Origin of the sequence: Candidatus Nitrospira allomarina, from assembly GCF_032050975.1 — a bacterium.
Lineage (GTDB): Bacteria > Nitrospirota > Nitrospiria > Nitrospirales > UBA8639 > Nitrospira_E > Nitrospira_E allomarina.
In genome coordinates this window covers 2,410,212-2,432,984 of the sequence record NZ_CP116967.1, presented here as the reverse complement: position 1 = coordinate 2,432,984, position 22,773 = coordinate 2,410,212, and the positions used below count along the sequence as shown (strand labels likewise).

23 protein-coding genes are annotated in these 22,773 nt (G+C 50.9%); 11 read left to right on the top strand and 12 right to left on the bottom strand.

The window, feature by feature from the left end; all coding sequences use genetic code 11:
- The first annotated feature begins 108 nt into the window (after nt 1-108).
- The 6 genes from aepX to PP769_RS10775 all read left to right on the top strand — a co-directional run bounded on the left by aepX (nt 109) and on the right by PP769_RS10775 (nt 4,683).
- Nucleotides 109-1,743: a phosphoenolpyruvate mutase gene (aepX, locus tag PP769_RS10800; protein WP_312640063.1), complete on the top strand. Its 1,635-nt coding sequence runs from the start codon at nt 109-111 to the stop codon at nt 1,741-1,743.
- A gap of 209 nt (nt 1,744-1,952) precedes the next feature.
- Nucleotides 1,953-2,156 carry a hypothetical protein gene (locus PP769_RS10795; RefSeq protein WP_312640062.1) on the top strand — a complete coding sequence of 68 codons (204 nt, stop codon included), beginning with the start codon at nt 1,953-1,955 and terminating at the stop codon, nt 2,154-2,156.
- Nucleotides 2,157-2,162: 6 nt separating this feature from the next.
- Nucleotides 2,163-2,450 carry a type II toxin-antitoxin system RelE family toxin gene (locus PP769_RS10790; RefSeq protein ID WP_312640061.1) on the top strand — a complete coding sequence of 96 codons (288 nt, stop codon included), beginning with the start codon at nt 2,163-2,165 and terminating at the stop codon, nt 2,448-2,450.
- Entirely contained in the window at nt 2,447-2,776 is a 330-nt protein-coding gene (locus PP769_RS10785; RefSeq protein WP_312640060.1) for a hypothetical protein, read from the top strand. The genes PP769_RS10790 and PP769_RS10785 overlap by 4 nt, the downstream gene beginning before the upstream one ends.
- A gap of 193 nt (nt 2,777-2,969) precedes the next feature.
- Nucleotides 2,970-3,791 (top strand): peptidase MA family metallohydrolase, encoded by an 822-nt coding sequence (locus PP769_RS10780; RefSeq protein WP_312640059.1) that lies wholly within the window; start codon nt 2,970-2,972, stop codon nt 3,789-3,791.
- 139 nt (nt 3,792-3,930) lie between these two features.
- On the top strand, nt 3,931-4,683 hold the full coding sequence (locus PP769_RS10775) for an SDR family oxidoreductase (RefSeq protein WP_312640058.1): 753 nt from the start codon (nt 3,931-3,933) through the stop codon (nt 4,681-4,683).
- A gap of 94 nt (nt 4,684-4,777) precedes the next feature.
- Here PP769_RS10775 and PP769_RS10770 read toward each other — a convergent pair whose 3' ends face one another.
- From PP769_RS10770 to PP769_RS10730, 9 genes are all read right to left on the bottom strand, one after another.
- Nucleotides 4,778-5,929 carry a JmjC domain-containing protein gene (locus PP769_RS10770; RefSeq protein ID WP_312640057.1) on the bottom strand — a complete coding sequence of 384 codons (1,152 nt, stop codon included), beginning with the start codon at nt 5,927-5,929 and terminating at the stop codon, nt 4,778-4,780.
- A 588-nt stretch (nt 5,930-6,517) separates the two neighbouring features.
- A complete protein-coding gene (locus PP769_RS10765; RefSeq protein WP_312640056.1) occupies nt 6,518-6,982 on the bottom strand; it encodes a GNAT family N-acetyltransferase in 465 nt (154 codons plus the stop codon).
- Nucleotides 6,983-7,075: 93 nt separating this feature from the next.
- A complete protein-coding gene (locus PP769_RS10760) occupies nt 7,076-8,323 on the bottom strand; it encodes a DUF1015 domain-containing protein (RefSeq protein ID WP_312640055.1) in 1,248 nt (415 codons plus the stop codon).
- A gap of 181 nt (nt 8,324-8,504) precedes the next feature.
- Nucleotides 8,505-9,257 (bottom strand): cytochrome c biogenesis CcdA family protein, encoded by a 753-nt coding sequence (locus tag PP769_RS10755; RefSeq protein ID WP_312640054.1) that lies wholly within the window; start codon nt 9,255-9,257, stop codon nt 8,505-8,507.
- Between the two features lie 46 nt (nt 9,258-9,303).
- Entirely contained in the window at nt 9,304-9,897 is a 594-nt protein-coding gene (locus tag PP769_RS10750; protein WP_312640053.1) for a TlpA family protein disulfide reductase, read from the bottom strand.
- A 9-nt stretch (nt 9,898-9,906) separates the two neighbouring features.
- Nucleotides 9,907-10,383 (bottom strand): DsrE family protein, encoded by a 477-nt coding sequence (locus PP769_RS10745; RefSeq protein ID WP_312640052.1) that lies wholly within the window; start codon nt 10,381-10,383, stop codon nt 9,907-9,909.
- Nucleotides 10,384-10,770: 387 nt separating this feature from the next.
- Nucleotides 10,771-11,430, bottom strand: a complete 660-nt coding sequence (locus PP769_RS10740; RefSeq protein WP_312640051.1) for a response regulator transcription factor — start codon at nt 11,428-11,430, stop codon at nt 10,771-10,773.
- Complete coding sequence (locus tag PP769_RS10735) at nt 11,417-12,859, bottom strand: sensor histidine kinase (protein ID WP_312640050.1); 1,443 nt, start codon at nt 12,857-12,859, stop codon at nt 11,417-11,419. The genes PP769_RS10740 and PP769_RS10735 overlap by 14 nt, the downstream gene beginning before the upstream one ends.
- A 405-nt stretch (nt 12,860-13,264) precedes the next feature.
- The gene (locus PP769_RS10730) at nt 13,265-15,235 is read right to left on the bottom strand and encodes a sigma 54-interacting transcriptional regulator (RefSeq protein WP_312640049.1); all 1,971 of its coding nucleotides are present in this window, start codon (nt 15,233-15,235) and stop codon (nt 13,265-13,267) included.
- Between the two features lie 299 nt (nt 15,236-15,534).
- On the opposite strand from PP769_RS10730, the gene PP769_RS10725 reads away from it, so the two are divergent.
- Nucleotides 15,535-16,512, top strand: a complete 978-nt coding sequence (locus tag PP769_RS10725) for a multicopper oxidase domain-containing protein (RefSeq protein ID WP_312640048.1) — start codon at nt 15,535-15,537, stop codon at nt 16,510-16,512.
- A gap of 224 nt (nt 16,513-16,736) precedes the next feature.
- Here PP769_RS10725 and PP769_RS10720 read toward each other — a convergent pair whose 3' ends face one another.
- Nucleotides 16,737-17,096 (bottom strand): hypothetical protein, encoded by a 360-nt coding sequence (locus PP769_RS10720; RefSeq protein WP_312640047.1) that lies wholly within the window; start codon nt 17,094-17,096, stop codon nt 16,737-16,739.
- Nucleotides 17,097-17,321: 225 nt separating this feature from the next.
- On the opposite strand from PP769_RS10720, the gene PP769_RS19760 reads away from it, so the two are divergent.
- Entirely contained in the window at nt 17,322-17,759 is a 438-nt protein-coding gene (locus tag PP769_RS19760; protein WP_376753383.1) for a YbaN family protein, read from the top strand.
- Here PP769_RS19760 and elbB read toward each other — a convergent pair.
- Nucleotides 17,691-18,347, bottom strand: coding sequence for an isoprenoid biosynthesis glyoxalase ElbB (gene elbB / locus PP769_RS10715; RefSeq protein ID WP_312640046.1), 657 nt, complete (start codon nt 18,345-18,347; stop codon nt 17,691-17,693). The two genes, PP769_RS19760 and elbB, sit on opposite strands and share 69 nt — an antisense overlap.
- Nucleotides 18,348-18,842: 495 nt before the next feature.
- Here elbB and PP769_RS10710 point away from each other — a divergent pair, with 495 nt between their 5' ends.
- From PP769_RS10710 to PP769_RS10700, 3 genes are all read left to right on the top strand, one after another.
- Nucleotides 18,843-19,169, top strand: coding sequence for a DUF898 family protein (locus PP769_RS10710; protein ID WP_312640045.1), 327 nt, complete (start codon nt 18,843-18,845; stop codon nt 19,167-19,169).
- A gap of 16 nt (nt 19,170-19,185) precedes the next feature.
- Entirely contained in the window at nt 19,186-20,439 is a 1,254-nt protein-coding gene (locus PP769_RS10705; protein ID WP_312640044.1) for a glycosyltransferase, read from the top strand.
- A gap of 132 nt (nt 20,440-20,571) precedes the next feature.
- Complete coding sequence (locus PP769_RS10700; RefSeq protein ID WP_312640043.1) at nt 20,572-21,105, top strand: peptidylprolyl isomerase; 534 nt, start codon at nt 20,572-20,574, stop codon at nt 21,103-21,105.
- A gap of 224 nt (nt 21,106-21,329) precedes the next feature.
- Here PP769_RS10700 and amrB read toward each other — a convergent pair whose 3' ends face one another.
- Complete coding sequence (amrB, locus tag PP769_RS10695) at nt 21,330-22,598, bottom strand: AmmeMemoRadiSam system protein B (RefSeq protein ID WP_312640042.1); 1,269 nt, start codon at nt 22,596-22,598, stop codon at nt 21,330-21,332.
- Nucleotides 22,599-22,773: the final 175 nt, after the last annotated feature.

Below are 22,773 nucleotides of genomic sequence, written 5' to 3'. Positions count from 1 at the left end.
CTTCCCGGCTCCCCAATCAGATACGGAAAGGTTTGGCAGCAGGATTCCCCTTGATGTAGACTTTAATACTTCATTGAACGATCTGAAACACTGTCACAGTTATTGATTATGCCAAGCGAACCCCAGCCGCCAAAATCCACGCAATTCAAAAAGCTCCTCTTGTCCCCCCAGCTTGAATTTATCTGCGAGGCTCACAATGGGCTTAGCGCCAAGATCGTGGAAGAAGCAGGATTCCATGGCATCTGGGCCAGCGGACTCTCAATTTCGGCTCAATTCGGCGTGCGAGATAACAACGAGGCCAGTTGGACCCAGGTCCTGGACAATCTGGAATTTATGTCTGACGCGGCCCGCATTCCGATTCTCCTCGATGGAGATACGGGATACGGCAACTTCAATAATATGCAACGTCTCATTCGCAAACTCGAACAACGGCATATTGCGGCCGTGTGCATTGAAGACAAGTTGTTTCCGAAGACGAATAGCTTTCTCAAGGGTGACACACAGCCCATGGCCGACATGGAAGAATTTTGTGGAAAAATCAAAGCCGGTAAAGATGCGCAATCCGATCCGGATTTCTGCATCATCGCCCGGGTGGAAGCGTTCATCTGTGGATGGGGACTGGCGGAAGCCTTGCGACGGGCAGAGGCGTATCGCCAGGCCGGGGCGGATGGCATTCTGATTCACAGTGCGCTGGCGGTGCCGGATGAGATTTTGTCGTTTAAGCGGGAATGGAGCAATCGTTCACCCGTGGTGATTGTGCCGACAAAATATTATTCCACTCCCACTGATGTGTTCCGGCAGCATGGCTTTTCCATGGTGATTTGGGCCAATCACATGCTCCGCGCCGCAGTCGCCACCATGCAAACGACCGCCCGAGTTCTGAAGGAACACGAAAATCTTTTATTCATTGAGGATAACATTGTGCCGGTCTCTGAGGTTTTTCGTCTGCAAGGTGCAGATGAACTTATGGAAGCCGAGCAACGGTACCTTCCTAAAAGTGCCGACCGCGCATCGGCTATTGTCCTCGCCGCTTCCCGTGGGGATGAGTTAGGGGACCTCACCGAAGACAAACCAAAAACCATGGTGAATATTCGTGGTGTTCCCCTCCTTGCTCATATCGTTGACGCCTACAACAGTGTGGGCATCAAGGACATTCTTGTGGTCCGGGGGTATAAAAAAGAAGCCGTCAATCTTCCCAATTTGACTTATGTCGATAACGATGCCTTCGCGGAAACGGGAGAATTAAATTCCTTATTGAAAGCGCTTCAATCAAAAGAAGCCCGATTCCACGACACCATCGTGTCCTATGGCGATGTTTTGTTTAACACGTACATTCCTCAGGCATTGCTGCAAACCAAAGATGACTTTGTCATTTTTGTGGATAGCCACTGGCAGGAAAAAACGAGTTACACGAGGCTTGGTGGATTTGCTGAATGTACCGCTCCAAATTCCCGAAAGGCCTTTAACGCCCAGATTCATCTCAAGCAATTAGGCAGGTCAGTGCCTTCGGACATGATTCATGGCGTATGGATGGGGTTTTTTAAAGTCTCGGCTCAAGGTGTCACACAATTGCATGAGATCCTTACCGAACTGCTTGCCGACCCGGATCACAGGAAAGCAGGAATGGCCGTCCTGTTCCAGGAGTTATTACGAAGAAACTATCCGATTCGGGTGCTCTACACCGTCGGACATTGGCTGGACATTAACAGCCTCGATGATGTTGTCGAAGCTGGAAGTTTCTAAACTTCGTTCTCTAAATTTTTCTTGATGGACGAGTTCCCAGGCTCCGATCCGGAAATTGAGAATTTGCCTGATGCGTCTCGAAGAGGACGACTTTTTTGTGGAGGCAAAAGGACCAACATCCAATTACATTTCGTTCAGCCCCATCAAATGAGGTAGAAGAACTATCAAACATGACAGGATCAGGTATTTATCCGAATGGAGGATTTACAATGAAAATCTCCGACCTTTCTCAGAAAGAATTTAAAGAACTGGTTAATAGCATGGTGGATGACCGGTTGTGTGAACTGCTGGGCGACCCCGATCTTGGCCTGGCTCTGGATGACAAGGTGCGCGCGCAATTAAAGCAAGTATTGAATTCCCCGGAGCGGGTGACGGGAGAAACCGTCGCGGAACGACTGGGTCTTAAGTGGTGAGATGACATGGCCTGGTATCGCGTCACCTATCAACCTTCAATCCTGGACGACCTTCAATCAACCGACCAGGGTATGGCCCAGCGCCTGTTGGATAAGACCAAGTGGTTGGCCTCGAATGTCGCCAACCTTCGACATGAACCCCTGCATGAGGATCTTCCCGGTCTCGTCCAATACGCCGTGGGAGACTGGCGCATTCTCTACTCCATCGACCCGGACGAGCATGTCGTCCACATCCATCGAATTGCGACCAGGCGAAAACTGTACGCCAATCGCACCGTACCTCAGGACTCATGAGTCGGTCGGAACAGATCGAACAGGAACTCACCAAAGCCGCCAGGGGACTCCAGAATGGGAACGATGGTTTGGCCAGAGTGTGCGCACGACGGGCCGTCGCACTGGCCTCCCAGCAATGGGCCGAGCAACAAAATCTGGCAACCTGGAAGGGAGATGCCATGCATCACCTTCGGCAGATCCAAGCAGAAACCACGTTTCCACCACCGGTGAGAGCGGCCGCGCAACGACTGCTGACCAAAGTGACGGAACAGACACAATTGCCCATGACCACGGATCCCGTCACCGACGCCCGCATCATCCTTGATCACCTGCATGCAGAGATCTGAAGCCGGGCATTTGGAAATCCATCCAGCCCTTCACGCTTTCCTCAAAAAAACTTCAGTCCTCGACTAGCCAATGCGTTTTTGCAGAATCCAACAAAAATTTCGCAAATCCAAGGGTCATTTTGCAAAGCTTGCAAAAATTAAAATACAACTCCTGTTTCTGACGCTCATTTTGATAATGGCTGGCCCCGGACTAATGATGGGAGCCGCCTCCCCCCAATTCATCATTGAAGCCCCAGAATCCTTGGAACCCTTAGCCGCCCACTTGACGGACAGCAACCCACAAGCTCTTCAGCATATGATGGACTTTATGGGACTTGAACATCCCGGACTTCCCATTCGAGTCATCCTGGCCCCAAAGGAATCGCCCCTTGCACAGGAAGCGCCGGAATGGATATCAGGTTACGCAGTCAGTCAGACTTCCACAATTGTGCTTCTCACTGACCGGAGTTTGACCTATCCGAATGATTCACTCAACGAAGTCTTCCTGCATGAAATCAGCCATATCCTGGCCCATCGGGCGGCAGGAGAACAGCCTTTGCCCCGATGGTTTGATGAGGGATTAGCGATGATGGCCGCCCGAAGGTGGGATTTGGAAGACCGAGCCCGATTAGTCTGGGCAATGGTCTCAGACACGCAAGTCTCCCTGAATGAACTCAATACGCTCTTCAGCAAGGACGAGACCTCTGTCCGACGGGCTTATGTGCTAGCTTACGCCTTTACGCGAGACCTCCTGGAACACACAGGCCAGGATACCCCCAAACGTATTCTGGCAAGAATCCAACAGGGCATGTCCTTTCCTGAAGCCTTTGCACAAACCACCTTCATGACACTCACAGAAGCAGAAGAGCAGTTCTGGGGTCGGCAAACCCTTTGGAATCGCTGGATCCCTGTGGCCACCAGTTCCGGAATGGTTTGGCTCGCGATCACCCTCCTGGCCTTTTGGGCATTTACCAGACAGCGGAAGCGAGCCGCAGCCATCAAGAGAGAATGGGAAGAAGATGACAATGATCTCTGATGGGTTGTCTCATGACAAACACCTCAGAACCATTCAGCAATGTGTTGTTGGAAGAGAGATGAAAATTTCATTCTAAAATGTTTTACTTGAGTGACACACGATCGGAATGCTCTCTATCTACCTTGAAAGGAAAATTTCTATGTCTCAAAGACTCAAAGACAAAGTGGCCGTCATTACGGGTGGCAATAGCGGGATTGGTTTGGCCGCAGCTAAATTATTTCAGGCTGAAGGGGCCAGAGTGATCATTACGGGAAGAAGGAAGGAGGCGGTGGAAGGGGCAGTGAAAGAAATCGGAGGAGCAAGTGCCGGTTTCGTATCAGATACCGGGAATCTCAATGACATCGCGGATTTGTATCAACAAATACACAGGACTGCGGGAAGGATCGATGTTCTCTTCCTCAATGCCGGCATTGCGATCTTTGGCCCATTTGACACCGTAGATGAAGCCACATTCGATAAGATGGTCAATGTCAATTTTAAAGGCCTGTTCTTCAATATTCAAAAAGCCTCGCCGCTTCTGAATGAAGGAGCGTCGATCATTATCAATTCGTCCATCGCGGACCAGAAAGGATTTCCCAATTCCAGTGTCTATGGCGCAACCAAAGCGGCCGTTCGGAATCTGGCCAGAACCCTGTCGACTGAATTTCTTGAGAGAAAAATCCGGGTGAACGCCCTGGCCCCTGGACCAATTGATACACCAATTTTTGAGAAAGTGGGTGTTCCTGCAGAAGAAGTTCCAGGCATGAAAGCAAGCTTTGGTGATCAAAATCCCATGAAACGAATGGGAACCTCACATGAAGTTGCCACAGCCGCGCTCTTTCTCGCATCAGATGATTCATCGTACATTACAGGGATTGACCTCACCGTCGATGGAGGCGCCACACAACTCTAATTTTTCACAGATGATGGCAGCCAACCAGGGGGCCGATTAGTTGCTTTGGCCTGAAAGGGAGCCTCTCTTTCCAGGAAAGGCGGAAAAGTATTTTTCAGGCCGAAAAATAGAGACTGCCATGGCTCAACAAATCGAGAAGTAAGGAATCATGCCCTTCCGACGGGACGTAATGCTCCGAACCGATTTGGCGTTTGGCGCACAAGGTTTTCACCAGATCTGTCATGAGCCCACTGCAGGTATACTGACGTCCATCAACAAATAGCCAGATATTCTGTCCATGTTCATGAAACGCAAAACGTGAGCCTTCATTTCTGACAAGTTTTCCTCCCTCCGAAAGATGGGTACGAACATCTTCCAAACGGTGTTCCTCCGGCGTCGTCTCCTCTTCCTGATATTTCGGAGAGGTCATATAACAACCAAACCATTGAGCCAGTTTCGCATCATCCTCGACATACCGGGTAAAGATCCTCTGAACTTTTCTAACCGCCTCGGATGTAATCTGGCCGGGATTGGCTTGCGGAACCAGATCCGAATCCGCATAGCGAAACTCTTCGCTCAGCGCTTCTCCAACAGACTCGGAATGGTCGAGCAAGATATCCCGATGAGACGGAGCGCGAAATCCCACCGAACAGGTCATGCAATCCTCACCCACGGCTATCCCGTTATGTCCGACACGCGGGGGGATATAAAGCAGATCGCCCGGCTCCAATATCCACCGTTGTTCCGGATTCCATTCGGACAAAATCTTGACCGGAACATCGGTACGACGAGGAGAGGTTTCATCATAGATTCCCCCGACTTCCCATTGGCGGCAGCCACTGACCTGCACCAGAAACACATCATAGTTATCATAATGCGGTCCGACACCACCCTTGTCGCCGGAATAGCTGATCATCAAATCATCAACCCGCCAACTGGGGATAAAATAAAATTGCGCAAGAAAGTCAGCGGCGGCCGGCACCCAATGATCGACAGCCTGAACCAACAAAGTCCAATGGGCGGATGGCAGGGCGGAAAAGGTCGCATCAGTAAACGGACCATGAGAAAGCTCCCATTGGTCGCTTACGGGATCTTGTATGATCAGCCTCGATTCGACTTGTTCTTCGCACGCGAGACCGGCCAATTCATCAGCCGCAATCGGCGGCTTGATCCCGGGCAAGGCCTGCCGAATCAACAACGGCTTCTTCTGCCAATATTCAGCTAAAAATGTTTCAAGCGAGACATCGCCTAGGGGGTTTGTTTTCATTAGCCGGCGCGAGCCATCAGTTTAAACAGCAACCATAAAACTCATCTGTAGTCATCCTCAATATTTTCATCCGAATGCTATCTGGGTCTTGAGGCTCTTCTAACGTTTGTATGGTCACCACATTTAGTAGCGAGTTGGACCACTCAAAGAAAAATCTCCGTCTTTCAGTAGCTTCACCTGGCCTGGTGGTGTGGCCGAGCAGTGCAGCCGACATCGGGAGAAAGGCGCGCATTGTTTGATCCCTTCGGCATGACTCAGGGTAGACTCCGCAGGTATCCGCGACGCCTGCCGTTCGGCCCTATGGGAGGATGCTCTTATTCTTGGCGGGCCTTGTCTGAGCCTGGCGAGTCGGCCCGCGCTCTTCCCTGCATTCGCCCAATCCAATTAGGCCGAACGGGGCGTGAATGGTTTTGGGTCCTTTTGCCGAAACAAAAAACCTCGTCTGCCGGGGCGAAACCCGGCAATATCCCTCATCGGTTGGACATGACCGATAGTAGTTTAGTTGAAATGGACGTCCTGGAAAGTGCCCAAGAACTTTCTGATGCCACACTGAAATGCCTTATAAACCATGACAAACAGTCAGAACATTCAACAAGATTCTTTCACCATATCAACATGAGGGATTCCATCTTCGAGATAGCCATCTGATACCTGAATAAACCCATACTGCGCATAAAATCGGTGTAGGTACGTTTGTGCCGACATTTTTATAGGCGTCTCAGGCCACCAACCGGCTATTTCCTGCAAGGCTGTCTGTAACAGTTGATGCCCGATCCCCTGCTTACGGAAATCAGCCTTCACCACAAACCGCCCCAGATTCACCTCAGGATGACAGAGTCCAGGGGGGAGAATCCGTGCATAAGCAATCAGTTCTCCACCCTCATTGCGGCCAGAAAGATGTTTCGCCTCCGGATGTCGATCATACTCATCCAATTCCCGATAGGCACATTGTTGCTCGACCACAAACACATCCACCCTCAACTGCAATACGTCATACAACCGTTGGACAGTCAAATGCTGAAACGTTGTTACTTCCCACTGGCTATTGGACATGACATGAAGAACGGCAACACGTAAAGTTTCTCGATCCTTACCTCTCCATATTGCTCTGAGACAAATTGGTTTTGGCTTGGGGAAATATGTGCCTTATTTGTCGTGCAGCATGTGGACGAAGAGGCCATCACGGAGCTTGGGTTCAAACCATGTGCTTTTGGGAGGCATGACGCGATCCGCATCCGCCACCGCCATCAATTCCTCAACCGTTGTCGGATACAACCAGAAGGCGACAGCCCAGTCCCCACTGTCCACCAACGCTGCAAGTTGTTGGGTGCCGCGAATACCGCCTACGAAATCTATGCGTGGATCTGACCGTTGGTCTTTGATGCCTAACAACGGATCCAAGACCCGTTCTGTCAATTCTGAAACGGCTAGCGCACGCACCGGATCCTGCTGACTGTTCAACGACGGATCCTTTTTGGGTTTCGCGCGATGCCATTGCCCTTCCAGATACATATCGAAACCGGCAGCAGGTGGATCCCCTGGTCCGGCGGTCACCTGCAAATCAAAGTGCGGAGCTAATTTCTCGAGCAATTCCTTGGGCGTGAATCCATTTAAATCCCGCACAACCCGATTGTAGGGAAGGATTTGTAATTGATCATGTGGAAAGATAACTGCCAAAAAGCCATCTTCATGATTTCCAGCAGGCTGTGCGCCGGCCTGGCCACGAGACGCACGAACCCGACTTGCCGCAGCCGATCGATGATGCCCGTCGGCTATATATAAGGCCGGGAGATCTTGAAAGTTCTTCATGATCTCCTGGATGGCCAGTGAATCTCGCACGCTCCACACGGTGTGCTCGATCTTATCATGAGCGACAAAATGGACATCCGGCTTCGTACTTGTCACCTCTTTCAACCACTGATCAATTTTGGCCGTCTGGCGAAAAAAGAGTAAAACCGGCCCCGATTGCGATTCATGGGTTTCGATAATCCGCACCCGGTCAGCTTCCTTGACCGGTCGGGTATATTCATGTTTTTTGATGATGCCCCGGTCATATTCGTCGACGGATGCCAGTGCCACGATGCCGGTCTGCTCATGCTGGCCCCACTTTTGTCGGTAGACTCCGAAGAGTGGTTGTGGCTCTTGGGCCAAAACCCCGTCATTGATGAGCTTCCGGAGATTATCGGCCCCTCTTTGATAGACCTCAGCGGAATACGGGTCGACTCCATCCCCAAGCTCAAGCTCCGCACGACCAATGCGAAGAAAGCAATAGGGATTTCCATCCGCTAAATCACGTGCCTCTTGCAAAGAGACCACATCATAGGGAGGGGCCGCCACTTGACTGGCTAATTCAGATTTGGGCCTCACAGCTCGAAAGGGCGCAATTGTCGCCATACGGTCATACTCCTTTTTAATTGGATCCTCAAACCTATTAATACACCACTGCGCTGGCCCGCAAAGCGGGACCTTGCGTTCATCTGTCGCAAGGGTAAACGATATTATTGTGGCCGGGCAACGTATTTACGTAAATTGGCAGGAAAGGAATTGAAAACGAGAGACAGCAGCCAAGTAGAATCTATTGGCCGATGTACCATCCAATACCCGAGCGTTCAAAATAGCTCGTCAGGAGAAAGAATGAATTGGTATAGAGGAGACCGCCGACTGCCACCAGTAACAATCCACTCAGGATGGAGAGGGGTCTGATATAGTTCCGGATCTGCCGGAAATGGGTTAAGAACCGATCGAGCCATACAGCAGTGACAAGCAGGGGAAGTCCAAGCCCAATTGAGTAGAACACGAGGAGGGCCAGTCCATCAGCAGCGGTATCCGTGGTGCCGGCATACAAAAAGATAGACGCGAGTATCGGACCCACGCAGGGTGTCCAGCCTGCGGCAAAGGTGCCCCCGATGAGAAACGAGCCCAGATAGCCTACCGGGCGATTCTGGAAATGGAGCCGCCGTTCTTGAGGCACAAATTTAAAGTTGAACAGGCCCAGCACATACAGACCAAACAGGATAAGCAGCCCTCCTCCGAACTCTCTCAGATAGTTCTGGTAGTTGAACAGCCATTGGCCGAACAAACTGGCTGAGAAGCCAAACGCGATGAAGACGACGGAAAAGCCCCCGATCAACCATAACGAATTGAACATAATCGTTTTGCGAATCCTGTGGGGTGCCGATGAATCGCGAAGTTGGTCAATGGAAAGTCCCGTGATATAGGAGAGGTAGGACGGCACCAGAGGAAGCACACAAGGGGAAACCACTGACAAGAGCCCGGCTCCAAACGCCCCCGACAAGGTCACCTGAGAAATGTATATGCCGGACTCCATCGTAAGTGTTCTATACCTGGCGAATCGATTCCTCCCGGCTGAACAGTTATGGGTTCAAACTCTCAAGAAACTTCTGGTACTGAGGATTCTGGTTGATCCCTGCACCACGGTGGGCAAGGATCATTTCCCCTTGTGCGTTCATCACCACGAATGTCGGGGTGACATTGACACCGAAAGCCTGCGCCACCTCATTTTCCTGATCATAGGCGGTGGGAAAGATAAAGGTGTCCGGGTTGGCTGAGACATATTCCTCCACATGGGCCAGACTGTCCGAGAAGGCCACCGTCAAAACCTGGAGTTGGTCCGGTTTGTTTCCCTGATAAAATTTCGCGAGAATCGGCAATTCCATTTGGCAATACCGACACCATGGCGCCCAAAAGACGAGAAGCGTCGGGCGACCTTGCAAGGAAGCTTTACTGTACGGCTCACCAGATAACGTCTGGAGTTGAAATTTCGGAGCCGGAACGGAGGAGGCCGCAGGAGCCGGAAAGGCTCCGAAAAAAAGACTGAGATTGACCATCATGAACCCCGCTACTCCGCATCTGATTGCCGTGAGCCATTGGCCCCGGTGGGAGCCCAGGAGGCTCCCACTGGATGCGGTTCTTTTGTGGGTCGTGGATATATAAAGCTTATTCCGCATATTTTCTCCTTACGGTTTGATATAAACATATCCCGCGCGTTGAAGATCGGCAATCCGCTTGACGGCTACCGGATGCTCGGTGGGTATGAACCCCGCTACTAATTTCTCCAGTGGTGTCCCATACAGTTTCATTGAGACCTGACACATTTCAGCCTTGATCCCTTTGTCAATCACCGCCTTCAATTTATCTTTCAACTCCTGATCGACCGTATCGCTTTCAAACAATTTCAGGGCCGGCCCATGCACAACCAGCACCAGGTCAATCTTGTCCGGTCCGCCTTCGGCCTCGATATGTTTGTTAATCAAGGCCATTGTGTATTTGGCGAGAGCTGGATCGTTACTATTTAGGTGATACAACACTTTCACTGTGTCCTGGCCCGCTATCTTATCTGCCTGAACCGAACCGGGACTTAAAATAAGTCCATACACACAAGTAAACACCAGTGTCGAGAGCATCAGGAATGACTTAGAAATGAAATTCGGCATGACGGCCTCCTTGGATTAAACAGTGGATGAAAACAGGCTCCGTGTCGGAGTCTTCATCGTCTGAGGGTATTGTGTATCAAATAGAGCCCGGGATGGTAGGTGAGAACACCTGGAGGCTAGCGACTATTCTTCCCCTATGCGACTAGGGGTAAATGCCCCTAATGGGGAGTGTTGAAAAATTGCCGCCAGCGGCGTTTTCGCCGCCTGGCCGTGCTCACGTACTCCTCCGTACGCTCCGCCCGCCCAATCGGCTGCAGCCTTCCCTTCGAGAAGCCTCAGGACAAGACTGGACGAGCATTTTTGAACACTCCCTCAATTTCCCCGGTGAAAGTTTCAATCATCCATTTGCTGATGAACAGGCAAAACATTTGAAATATCCAACAGCCCCTAGGGGGAGAACCGGCGGACGAACTCTGCCGCAGCTTGAGAACGGCGGGTCACTTGTAATTTCTGGAAAATATTTTCGAGATAATGACCAACGGTTTTATCGCTCAGGTCGAGTGCGACGGCAATTTCCTTATTGGTTTGACCTTCGGCCACCAGTGTCAGCACCTTCAATTCCTGTGGAGCTAAGGATTCTTTCTTGCCATCGGCGGAAGAGATGGAGAGATGCTGCATTTTGGTGAGGACGCGTTGTGTGATCGCAGGATCGAGAATAGACTGACCGGCAGCCACCGTTTGTACCGCACGGACTAACTCCTCCCCGCTGATTTCTTTCAGCAAAAAGCCTTTGGCTCCTGCCATGATGGTCGCCATGACCGCCTCGTCGTCGGCAAAGGACGTCAAAAATAACACCCGGATATGGGGAGATGCATTCCGAATCTCACGGCAGGCCTCGACACCGCTCCCGTCCGGCAGACGGACATCCATGAGCACCACATCGGGATGAAGCCGGTCGGCTTCGGACACCGCCGCAGCTCTGGTCCCTGCTTCACCCACGACCTGAATGCTCGCTGTTTCAGTAAAGAGCGTTTTCAGGCCCAGGCGAAGCACCTCATGATCATCGACCAATAAGAGACGGATGGTGTTTGTGTTACGCCTGGGCATGGCTCCCTTTCTTGGCAATCTCAAAAAAAACTCGAGTCCCACGATGAGGTTTCGACCACACCTGAAAATGCGCTCCCAGGCGCTTCGCGCGTGCGGCTATATTTTTTAATCCGTGAACTCCCTCATCCGAATTCTCAGGATCAAAGCCCAGACCATCGTCCATAACTTCCAAGCACACGGCCCCCTCACGCACTTGAAGCGACACCGTGCCTGACGTGGCATGTGAATGTCGCACACTGTTGCTAATGGATTCTTTCACCACATACAGCAGATGGGTGGCTTCCTCGGGCGTGAGCAGGTCAGCCGCCTCCTGATCGATCTGCAGATGAAAGGGCAGGTTCTGGGATTTTTCCACGGTCTGCACAAGCGTGCGCATCTCTTCTACCCATTGCTGTCCATTCAGGCATTCTGGTTCAAGACCGCTAATATGACGGCGCAAGTCTTGAATCACGAATTTGAGTTCCATCAAGACATCGCTGATGCCGGTGAGAGCTTCTTGAGGATGCCGTGGAATGAGTTGCTGACACCGTTCCAAATTCAGCTTTAAGGCAAACGTCGATTGAATGACGCCGTCATGAAGGTCCTGGGCCATACGTTCCCGGGCTTCCAAAACTGCCCGGAGCTGTTGTTCACTGCGACGACTGGCCTGGTCAGCCTGTTTGGTCTGAATCAATGATGTCCGTAGATCAGAGACGGTGGCCAGATACCCTCGCCCGACATACCCCAGGACTAAAAAATACGCCATCAACCGCAGGAAATGCCAAAACCACCATCGACTGTCCCAAATCACGGAATAGGTAAACATCAATTCCGCAAATCCGAACATAAGTGCCAATGAGGCAAACAGGATATCTTCCGATCGACCCGAGGTTCGATAATCCAAAAAGAACCGGAGCGATCCGGCAAAGAACAACATGCTCGCAAAACTTTTGGGAGCCACGGCGGTTGGCGTGAATGCCCCTTCCCGAACCATTGCCGGTAAATATTGCGGAAATCCAATCGTCCATAAGCCAAGGGCAAGGGCTCCACCGGCCATCACCCACGGCATCCATTTAATCGTTGTATGATATTTTCCCGTTGCAGAGAGCCACATCAGCCCGAATCCCAAGCCTCCCAACAAGCTTGCAAGGCTCCGCAATAACACGAATCCATTCCCTGGTACCGATATCGCATGAAAAATTTCAAGAATCCCCATCCCGAAAAAGCCACCCGCGAGGGGAAAGAATTTCTGCATGGTAGGGTCAGGGGTTCTTTGAAGTAGGACAATTCCCATGGAAATGGCGGCCAATCCACCGACAGTTTCCAATGTAGAATGGAGGGGCTCATGGGTCCAACCCCACCCCGGCAACACCTCCGGAAGGACGACGCCCATCATCAACGCGGCCATACCGCATCCACCAATGAACAGATAAATCGAGTAGGGTTTCATATGTCCGGTTTCCGCATGTATCTTCCCAGCCACCATTAAGCTTTGTCTAGCCGGGACAGCACAGGCAAATCAGCATTTGTTCGATCTGCGATCAGAGATCAGACACGCGACTCCACATCTCAAATGTGAAGATTGCGCATTGATGTGAGGTAGAGAAATTTGACGATTTTGATGCGGAGGGATCCGACGAAGACTGGGGTGTATTCCTGAGAATAACAGCGCCTGGAGAAGAACAGGCCGTTCCCGCCGAATTCCTTATAGAGCCTGTTGAAAAAAGCTCCCAGCGGCGTTCTCGCCATTTTCCCGTGCTCACGTACTCCGTGTACGCTCCGCGCGCAAAAATGGCTGTGGCCTTGCTGGACGACTTTTTTTGAACCGGCCCGAAGCCTCTGCCATTCCAGATGATCATAGGCGTATTTGCCTATGGGTGACCTTATTATTCAACACTGTCTTAAACTCTCTGTGGGTCCAGTGAAAACGACTCAGAGATGTGAGGGGTAAGGCGTGGCTATCCGCTCCAACGACATTCCGACCTTCACCTTGCGTGTTCATTCTTCCCTTCATAATTCCCATTTTTTTGATGCGGGCAACCAACGTTGTGGGTTTAATACCAAGTCGTTCTGCCGCACCGCCTTTTCCATAAATTCTCCAGTCCGCCTGTTCAAGTGCCGCCAAGGTATTTTCCCGTTCCTGAAGACGCATTTCTCGTTCCGTCATTACACTCCGTGCCATGAGTGAAGCATGGGACTCCTGAGAGTGCAAAGAAGCTCGTCCTCCTCCCGGCTGAGGGATATCGAAGGCTAATCCCTGCCGTTCGGAAAGAATCAGACCCCGCTCTATGACGTTTTGCAACTCCCGAACATTTCCCGGCCAGTTATAACGTTGCAATTGCCCCACAAGGGCTTTCGTCAGTTTCGGTTGCGCACAGTGGAGCTTCTTTGATGTGACCCCGAGAAGATACTCGGCTAAGAGCGGAATATCTTCTTTCCGTTCACGAAGCGGAGCCATTTCAAGTGGAAAAACATTAAGGCGATAATACAGATCCTGCCGGAAACGACCGTTTTCCACTTCCTGTTTTAAATCCTTGTTGGTCGCGGCAATCACTCTGACGTCCACATGACGAGTGCGTTCCTCGCCCACGCGTTCAAATTGCTGCTCCTGCAGCACCCGCAGGAATTTGCTTTGGAGGTCCAGGGGAATTTCGCCGACCTCATCCAAAAACAAGGTTCCCCCATCCGCCGCGCCAAATCGTCCGGCCCGATCTTTGACCGCGCCGGTAAATGCCCCTTTCACGTGGCCGAAAAACTCACTTTCAAACAGGTCCCGCGGAATGGAGGCGCAATTCACGCGGATTAACGGCCGGTCTTTCCGTTGACTGCGTTTATGAATTTCCCTGGCAACCAATTCTTTCCCGGTTCCGGATTCACCGAGAATCAGGACAGTGGCCTCCGTGGGTGCCACGAGAGCGATTTGACGGATCACGTTGTGCAGGGCCGGACTCTGCCCTACGAGATCCCCGAAGGCCCCGGCTTCGAGGACTTCTTCCTGTAGGTACCGGTTTTCCGCTTGCAAGCGGTTTTGCCGTTCCAGGAGGGCTTCCGCCTGTTTACGCCCGCTAATATCGACCAGAAATCCTTGATACCACTGCACTGCTCCTTCCGCGTTGCGGATCACACGGGCATTTTCTGAAATCCAAATTGGTGTTCCGTCCGCCTGATAGACCTGCGACTCAAAATCCGTGATGACGTCCTGGTGCTCGAGCAACCGGCAAAACTCCTCCCGCTTCGTTGGCTCGACATAGAGTTGGGAACCGATATCCTGGACGGTGTCCATCAGCGCTTGAGGGGAGTCGTACCCCAACAAATGACTCAGAGCCGTGTTGGCATTGAGGAAGGCACCGGCAGGTGTCGCCTGGTAGATCCCTTCCACAGCCTGATTAAAGATGGCGCGATACTTTTCTTCCGATCGCTGAAGGGCTTCTTCGGCTTCTTTTCGTTGAGAAATATCCCGAATGATTCCGCTGAAAAAGAGCCGCTCTTCTTCTTTCCAGGCCGAAAGCGTGAGTTCGAGGGGGAATTCTTCTCCAGTTCTTCGCAAACCACTCAGTTCCACGGTCTCTCCGAGAATTCGCGTTTCTCCCCTGGTGCTGTATCGCTCAAGCCCGGCTTGATGCGCCTGTCGGTAGCGATCCGGCATAAGCATGATGAGGGGCTGGCCGACGGTCTCCTCGCTTTCATAGCCGAAGATGTCTTTGGCCCCCTTATTCCAAAACAGGATGGTCCCTGATTGATCCGCGATGATGATGGCATCGTGCGATGACTGGGCTACGGCCCGAAACCGCATCTCTGCCAGATAACTGCCATTGGTATTGCTCATCGGTCTATTGACCCTTTAGGGGTGTTGAAAAATGGAAAAACATGAAGAATTTGATGTTCCTCTCATATTAAACAATATATTGCTGTCATACAGCAAAATATTGGTGTTGAACAAAATATTGCTGTAAACTTCTTTAAATTAATGTAATTTATTACTTAAAAATCAATATCTTACACATTTCAGGCGTCTGGCATGACATCTGCTAAGAACATTAGCAGGATATGTTGCATCCGTTGGCAAATATAGTCAGACATCTCTCGCATTAATCACATTTATATTCGTTTGGAAAGGATGGAAGAATGAAGAATCAACATTCAGGGCGGATAGGGTTGGGAATTGCGCTAGTAGCACTGACCGGAAGTCTTTTCACATTTGCCTCACAAGTCGAGGCTAAAAAGGTGAAGGTGGAACTCACCGCCGTGGAAACGGAAGTCATTATTGACGGTAAAGGCACCACTTATAAAGCATGGACCTTTAATGGTCAGGTTCCTGGTCCCGTCGTCCGCGTGACCGAGGGTGACCAGGTGCATTTCATCCTTAAAAACCATGAAAACAATAGTCGCCCACATTCCATGGACTTTCATGCAGCGGAAACGGATTTTCTCGCGAATTATCGTGACGTCAACCCTGGAGAATCTCTGGAATATGTTTGGGAAGCGAAACGGCCTGGAGTCTTTGCCTATCACTGCGGCGCGTTCCCCATGATTCAACATATTGCCCGCGGCATGTTCGGGGCTGTCATTGTGGATCCCAAAGATGCCAGCGCGATGCCAAAGGCTGACCGGGAATATGTGTTGGTGCAATCGGAGTTATTCACCAAAGATCCTGATGACGTCGCGGCGATGATGGACGCGAAAAATGACCATGTTGTCTTCAACGGCGGGATATTTAAGTATGATCCCGTCCATGCAGCAAAGGGAGGAGAGTTCCTCACCGCCAAGCCGGGGGAGCGAGTACGGTTTTACTTCGTCAACATCGGGCCGAATAATTTTTCCTCACTTCATCCGATTGCAGAAATTTGGGACGATGTCTGGCCCAGCGGAAACCCCGCCAACCGCATGCAAGGGATCCAAACCCAGGTGATCGGCGCGGCGGATGGAGCGATTCTGGATGTCGTCGTGGAACAAAAAGGGGTCTATCCGATCGTAACCCACTCGCTGAAAGATGCGCTCACGGGAGCCATTGCTCTTCTTGAAGTAAGCGATGAAGCCAAGGATCTGGCTCTGATGCCTTCGGTGGCTCCCCAAGCCACGGAAAAAATTGCCCAAAATAAGTAAAAGGCATCTTTCTTGACCCGCCTATCGCTTCGTGGGAGGCATGCTTATCGCCTCCCACGAAGAACCGTGTTCTCCCCCACCCTCCATTCACGATCCTCGAGTATTTCCGCCAGAATGCCCGTGACCTTTTAAGCGATCCTCAAGAACGCTACTCCAAAATAACCCGTACGTTTTCTTTCCAGCTGCCTTTTGGCTCTAGACCCGGAGAGAACTTCTTGCATTTTTCAGTTCTCCATCATCTCGAGCCTGGTATCGAACTCATGCCCGCATTGGACACATCGGATACAATCGGATTCCACCAACGGTTCGTCATCCCGGATACCCATTCCCCCACAATCAGGGCATCGGGCTAAATGGACCTTTTGATCGTCGACGGTTTCGAATTGCGTGCCGTGGAGACAATACACCGGTTGCCCATCAAGAGCCCATGGCTTCCCCGCCTTATCAATAACCGGCAGGACCAGATAATGTTGCGCCACATAGGCCTCCTGCTCGGTTCGTGTCGGAAGACCGTCTTGAACAAGTTTGCCGGTCTTGACCTCGTAAAGTGCACCGTCTTTGGGAATGACTTTTGTAGGTCCCATCTTCACCTCCTTTACATGTGAACACACCGTTTTGAAATCAGGTTGCCACTTGCGACGACAACTCGTGTTGTAGTCGTACAAGCGCAGCAAAGTCATCGTTGACAGACCATCACGTTCATCCCAAATGCATCTGTCAATTTTTCGCGTAATGAGGCCGATAACATTCACAATGAATCACCAAAAAATTTCGCCAGTCATGACTCATTCCCATTAGGATTCATAAGCATGCCAGCCTGGCCCGTACGACTTATTCTGCTGGTTATAGGGTGGGTCAGTCTTGCTCTCGGGATTTTGGGGTTATTTTTTCCACTCCTGCCCACCATGCCATTTGTCCTGCTTGCCGCCTCGTGCTTCTCCAAAAGTTCTCCTCGCATCAATTCATGGCTGCTCAGTCAACCCCTGTTGGGCCCGATGATACAAAATTGGCACCATGAAGGCAGTATCAATCAGAACACGAAAGTCACGGCAACGGTTTTCATGCTTGGACTTTTCGGATGCTCCCTCCTGATTTTTCATTTTTCGGCTTTCTTGACAATTTTTCTGGTCTGCATTGGGAGCGGAGTTTTACTGTTTATCTGGACTCGACCCCTGCCGTCAGGCCATCTTAATCAATTCCGCAATCGCCCCACTGACACCGGCGAAAATCTGGTGGGGCCTGGCTGATCCATACATATAGGCAGGCGTGGTGATGACTTTATTACTGTGATCCACGACATATTGTTCCACCGCGCAATTCTGATGTTTGGCACCGGTTTTTTCTAACTCAGACGCGGTTCCGGCGTCTTCTCCAATGGTCACATTGACGCCTTTTTTTCCCAAAGCCAATGCCATGATAGCCGGCGCGATACAAATGGCCGCGATAGGTTTATGGCTCTCACTAAATTCTTTCACGATTCTGGCCACCTGTGGATCTATGTTCCCACCGCTCCCCTTTTCTCCAAAATCACAAAGATGCAACGCGGCTCCAAAACCACCTGGAAAGGCCAAAGCGTCGAAATCCTTCGCCTTGAGTTGTTCTAATGGCTGAATCTCGCCGCGAGCAATACGTGCGGCCTCCTGCAAGACATTTCGTTTCTGTCCGGTGGGTTTTTGAGTGAGGTGATTCGTTTCCGCAACCTCTTTATTCGGGGCAAACACCTCATAGGCCGCTCCGTTTTGGCCGATGGCAATGAGCGTGCTAATGGCTTCGGTAATTTCCGCTCCATCTAAAAACCCACAACCTGAAAGAATCACAGCTACTTTTTTCATCATTTCCTCCTTTTCCCTGAAGACCAAAAAAAGGACAGTCTTCCCAAACCGGTCTGTCCCAGTATTTCGTCATAGGTGTTACGCTAGTATGACTCCGGGATGAAGGTCAATCTCTTGATTTTTTGAAATTTTATCTGGTTCTGTGGTCTCCCTTCTAGAAATGCTCTCACAACCAATTACGCTTTCTCTCAGCTCTCAGCCCGCCGGAAGAAAAATCTTATGTGGGAGTGTTGAAAATTGCCGCCACCGGCGTTTTCGCCGCTTGGCCGTGCTCACGTACTCCTCCATACGCTCCGCTCGCCCAAGCGGCTGCGGCCTTGCGGGACGCGCCTTTTTGAACACTCCACTATTTTTCTCTGGTGAGCCTCGTTGACTCCTTAGTTGATGAAGCGGCGAAATCTTTACAATATTCCAAAGTCCCAAGGTATATTTTTTTTCACCAACAAACCTTCCCATGGTAGGCTGTGGGGAATTCTCCACACTTTCATGAGGGAGCCCATGAATCATCAGCGCTTTGATTTTCGCGGAACAGGATTCAGTTGTTTATGGTTATTTATCTGGACGTGGGTGTTGACCGTGATCACCTTTGGCTTATTTTTTCCGTGGGCCTATTCCGCTCAGCAGCGGTGGATTTCAGAACACACCTTCATCGGGAATCGCCAACTCGCCTTTCACGGAACGGGATTAGGATTTTTTGGGACCTGGCTCCTGATCATGGTGCTCACGATCATCACCTTCGGACTCTATATGCCTTGGGGCTTTTGCCGGTTGAAACGATGGCAGACGAATAACCTCGCATTCGCAAACGAGGAATTCCAAGGGTAACGTCAGGTCAAACTCAATGACGATTCTTATTCTGGCCGTGGGGAGTTACGGGGATGTCCTGCCCCTGGTGGGGATGTCTAGAGAACTCCAGCAACGCGGGCATAAAGTCACAATCTTCACCAGTGCCCATTTCCAAGAACTGGTTCACAAAGCGGGAGTCGCGTTTATCGCCTTGGGAACGGCCGATGACTATGAGGCGATAGCCAACAATCCTGATTTGTGGCATCCCCACAAAGGCTGGCGGCTCCTCATGAAACAGATCGTCTCGAGCGCCTTGGAAGAAACCTATTCGCTCCTTCAGTCAAAGATCATCCCGGGAAATACCCTGCTGATCAGTTCCACCCTGGGGTTTGCCGCTCGCCTTCTTCAAGAAACCCACCACATCCCCCATGCCACCGTCCATTTTTCACCAGGTGTCTTCCACTCAGCCCACCAAGCTCCAAAAATTCCCGGTCTGACTCTTCCGGATTGGTTGCCCGTTGCATTCAAAAACGGCGTGTGGAAATTTCTTGATCACACGTTCATCGATCCTATAGTAAAACCCGAACTCAATGATTTTCGCCGTCAGCTCGGCCTGCCACCAGTTTCACGGATCTTCCACAACTGGCTGCATTCACCCGATCTGGTCCTGGGTCTGTTTCCTGAGTGGTTTGCTTTCCCTCAACCTGACTGGCCTCCGAAAACCCATGTCACCGGCTTTCCTCTCTATGATGAAGCTCCGGACAGTGTCGTTCCCGCAACCGTACAGAATTTTTTTGAAACACACCCGGAGCCCCTCATCTATACCGTTGGCTCGGCCAATAAACATGGCCGATCTTTTTTCAAGGAGGCGACTGAAGCCAGCCAGCAACTGGGACGCCCGGCGATTTTTCTGACGCGATACCCGGAACAACTTCCTGCATTTCTCCCGAAGGGGATCACGCACTTTTCCTATGTGCCCCTCAGCCAACTCCTCCCACATGCGGCGGCCCTCATCCACCATGGAGGCATCGGCACCTGTTCCCAGGCCTTACGAGCAGGCACCCCGCAAGTGATTCAACCCCTGGCGTTTGATCAATTTGACAATGCCGCTCGGGTTGAAAAATTAGGGGTGGGCAGAATCATTCCGAAACGAAGGTTTAAAGCTTCCAATATTGCCACGGGGCTTCAGGCCCTGTTCAGTTCTTCTGATGTGAAAAGGCAGTGCCAGAGCTTACAGCACTCTTTTCTGGGAGAAGACCACCTTGGTAAAAGTTGTGATCTGCTCGAAACGACATTCCAAATGATGTGACGTTTTCAGAGCCATACCATACCTGAAGTGCGGACATTGTCTCTTGTCAACACATATTTCTGTGTGTCCCCTCTACGCAAATGTCCGTGATGCTTGATGAACTTTGCGATCCCTTGGTAGAGTGCCAGAACTGTGACGACACCATCTCCCTTACAATTCAAAAAGAAAAATCCCAAGGCCATTATCTCCACAAAATTCGGGGATATAGAAATCCGCTTTTTTACGGACGACGCGCCCCGCCATGTGGAAAGTTTCCTCAATCTCGTCAGGCTGAAATTCTACGATGACACGACATTTCACCGGGTCGTGCCTAAATTTCTGATCCAGGGTGGAGACCCATTGAGCAAACATCCTAACCGGGAACTCCATGGTACCGGGGGACCGGGGTTTAGCCTCCCGTCAGAACCGAGTGATCGACCTCACCGTCGCGGGACGGTTGCCATGGCCAAAGTTCCACGAAATCCAGATGCCACCCGGGATATTTCCGATAGCGGATCCCAGTTCTATATCATCGTGGAAGACACCAGCAGTCTTGATCGCATGTATACGGTGTTCGGCAGGGTGGTGAAAGGTATGGAGGTGGTGGATCAGATTGCCGCCTTGCCATGCGATAGCCGGGACAACCCGCTGGAACCGGTACCAATGAAGATCAGAGCAGAAGAATAGCCCTTAAGCGGAGTGTTGAATAATACTAATCTCCGAGGGCAAAACGTCGCACAGTCATACGGCCCCTTGGAAGATTCTGGTCTGTTCCAAAAAGCATGCCCTGAGTTTTCCCGAAGGGTGCGTCCAGCAAGGCCACAGCCATTTTTTCGCACGGAGCGTATGTGCAATACGTGAGCACGGAAAAATGGGGAGAACGCCGCTGACGGCTTTTTTCAACAGACCCGTTAGACAAACACGATACTGGCGTAAGTCACCGTCGAATTAAACTGATCGGTAATACCCCGATCATAGCGTAGCACCTGCCCTTTGAAGTCCTCACCATCACGCTTGAGGAGTTTCATCAAGGAAAAAATGACCCCAAATCCTAAAATGCGCCGCTGATTTCCCTCTTTCAAGATAAATTCTGCAAACCCTTCCGGGTCCGCTTCTTCCACCTTCTTCAACATTTCCAGATCAATCTGCATACATCGGTGAAAGGAAAAATCAGTGGGAGGCGTTTTGTCTCCATACCGAATCCCGATATGCGCCAGATTGGCGCTGCCAATGACACACACCTGTTGCCCGCTGGCCTGGATCGCACGTTTTGTAATCGTGAGAAATTGATCAATGCGGTGAAAGAGCTGTTGATACTCTCCACCTGTCAATGTCTCCGGAGGAAAATCAACGAGAATCGGTAGAATGGAAATCTCCCGCCCTTCACCAAGCGCATGCTTAAGAAACGGCAGTTGCAACTCCAGGCTATGCTCTCGAAGATGGGCAATATCTTCCACAAAAAAAGTTTCACCGGTTTCTTTGCGAATTAAATCGATAATTGCTCGATTAACCGGCACAGTCCCAAACGGCGTTTCGAAATCTTTATCCGTAAAGGCAATTCCCCCTTCGAGGCCGGCATGGCATGTGCCGATCAACACCAACACATCCGGGACCTGGCCTTCCCGTAATTCCTGATAGCCCCACGCGTAGATTGGCCCGGCACCTTTCAATTCAAAATTCGGGGCGACAAGCCCTTTAATCGTCTGACCGGCACATTCCGCTTTCCCTTTTTCCGGACCTTCTTTGGAGGAATAAAACCCATCGATCTGCGCCCGCAGTTTGGCGGGATCGGATTCATATTGCTGCCCGGCGAACGCCATCGGTCTCGAGTCAAGCTTTCGATAGGCCTCAAAGGCTTGCGCCTGCACCTGCTTCAGTCGCTCTCCTTCCAAAAACAATTTCTCGTCCAGATCGCTCACCAATTTTGTGAGGCGATCCGGCATCATAAATTCGCCATACTTCTTGAGATACTCGGCACCAACCTGTTCCAGGGAATGTTCTCCATCAAAAAACTGAAACAGATAGAAAAAATTCAGCGGCAATACGAGCTTTTCAGAAGACAGGCCGGAAGGGTCCCACAACACAATGTATTGCTCCTCTCCCTGCTTCAGCGGGGAATATTGCAAATTCCGGAGAATCGGGTAGTTTTTGGAATCTTTTTCGACGGTCTCGGTACTCATAAGAAGGGTCCTATCCTGGCTGAAAGGAAAAATTTGTCTCAAACCAGACCATTATACGGGCGCATGAATCAAGCCCGCAACCAATCTGGACAAGGGGTTTTGATGCATATCGTGAAGAGTGAAATTGCGGAGTTAAAAGGACTTTTGAAATGAGAGAAGGTCTATAGTCCTTTCA